The organism is Helicobacter cinaedi CCUG 18818 = ATCC BAA-847 (genome assembly GCF_000155475.1).
In the GTDB taxonomy this organism is placed as follows: domain Bacteria; phylum Campylobacterota; class Campylobacteria; order Campylobacterales; family Helicobacteraceae; genus Helicobacter_C; species Helicobacter_C cinaedi.
In genome coordinates this window covers 1-1,675 of the sequence record NZ_DS990414.1, presented here as the reverse complement: position 1 = coordinate 1,675, position 1,675 = coordinate 1, and the positions used below count along the sequence as shown (strand labels likewise).

1 protein-coding gene and 1 pseudogene are annotated in these 1,675 nt (G+C 30.0%); both read right to left on the bottom strand.

Annotated elements, in window-relative coordinates:
- A pseudogene (locus tag HCCG_RS11340) lies at positions 1-1,102 on the bottom strand (hypothetical protein); the annotation flags it as partial.
- Positions 1,092-1,675: hypothetical protein (locus HCCG_RS11335; RefSeq protein ID WP_002957689.1), on the bottom strand; the 584-nt coding region annotated here is incomplete at its 5' end. The pseudogene HCCG_RS11340 and the gene HCCG_RS11335, both read right to left, overlap by 11 nt.

Genomic DNA, 1,675 nt, shown 5'->3' with positions numbered 1-1,675 from the left:
TGTTGGTTATATCTTGAAATTCATCTTTGCCGACATAAGAATAATAATGTTTGTCTTTAGTATGGTATATATTGTATTCTTTTAAGAGATTCTTTGCTGTTTCATCAATTTCTTTGCATTCTTTATAAGTTTGCATAAAAGAAAGATAAGTGTAAGTATCTGGAAGACCTAACCCTTGTTTCGTGTTTGCTTCTTTGAAGTTAAAGTTAAGACAAGAAAATATATCAAGGCTTGTTGAAAAGTATTCAATCTGATTATTTGAATCTTTGTTGTTTAGTCCAAACATTGCAGCTTCTTGGATTCGGCGAGAGTAATAAGGGTTTTTAAATTGTCGTATATCGGCATAATAACGCACAGAAAACCACGCTAAAAATCTATTCTTATCCTTTAGGGCTTTTTGAAGTAAAATAAGTCCGCTTTCTGGATTAAATCTTGCTGGACGCTGATAATAAATAGATAGTAAGGGAATAAACTCTTGTGGATTGATAGATTCTGTTTTGCTAAAAGAAGTAAGATAATTTGCATTCCATGTGTTTAATTTGTTTCTTAGTGCCTTAATTTCATTAAAGCTAATGATATTTTTAACTTCTATTGCTTCATTATCTGTAAGCTCAAAAACCATATTTGCATTAAGTTTTTGGTTGATATTTTCGGGGTATTCATTATAGTTTTTTATATTGTTTTGCAAAATAGTGTTAATGTCTTTTTGTAGATCAATCATATTTTGATTTGGACTTTTACCTGTTTGATAGGTATTTTTTTGAATTTTATTGTTTATTCTATACTCATTAATCTTATCTTTTATTTCTTTAGAAGTTGTATTAATGAGAGTTTGCGTAGATTGTGATTGTTTGCCTAGTATATTAGCTAGAGTATAGACGCCATTTTCTAAGTCTGCGTATTGCAAAATCCCTACTTTATACATTAAAACTACTTCTCTCCATATATCCACTTCAATATTAAATCCTATGCCAATGGTAATTTTTGGAATATCTGCACTATCAGCATAAATCTTTGTTTGAATCCCTTCAACCAGCTTTAATAGGCTAAGTAATCTATCATTAAACTCCTCATAACTTAAATTTGTTGCTTTAATTGGCATTTAGTTTCCTTAAATCTATATTTTGAATAAATCTATCAAGTGGTTGAATAACTCTAGTTTGCATTTCATCTAAATCAAACTCACACCCTCCATTTGTGCATATATACCCCTCATCTTCAAAAACACATACTTGAGTATAGCGACTATTTGAGCTTAATTCTTGCAATGCTTTGGAAGCCTCTATAATGGCTTCTTCATATTCTTTTGAAAAAAACCTACTATACAATTTAAAACGAGCCAAACCCTTAATCGAAAAAATATCAAGTATCATATTGCCCTCACAAGTATAAAAAGTATCTTTATCTATGAGAGAACTTGTATCTACGATAGTATTAGTGCTAAGCAATAGAATCCCCATTTTATAAACCCTTGCTATACAGGGCTTATAATGATGTGTTTTGATACCAAAATGGACTGAATTCATATTTTCGTATATTATTCCGTTTTCGCGTGCTATGCTAAATGTTTCCTCAACTTCTTTTGTATCATCATTTTTTGCCAACAAAAAACAACGCATATTATCCCTATAATCCATAAAATTTTTAGCAAATTTTTGCATTTGCTTTCTCATCT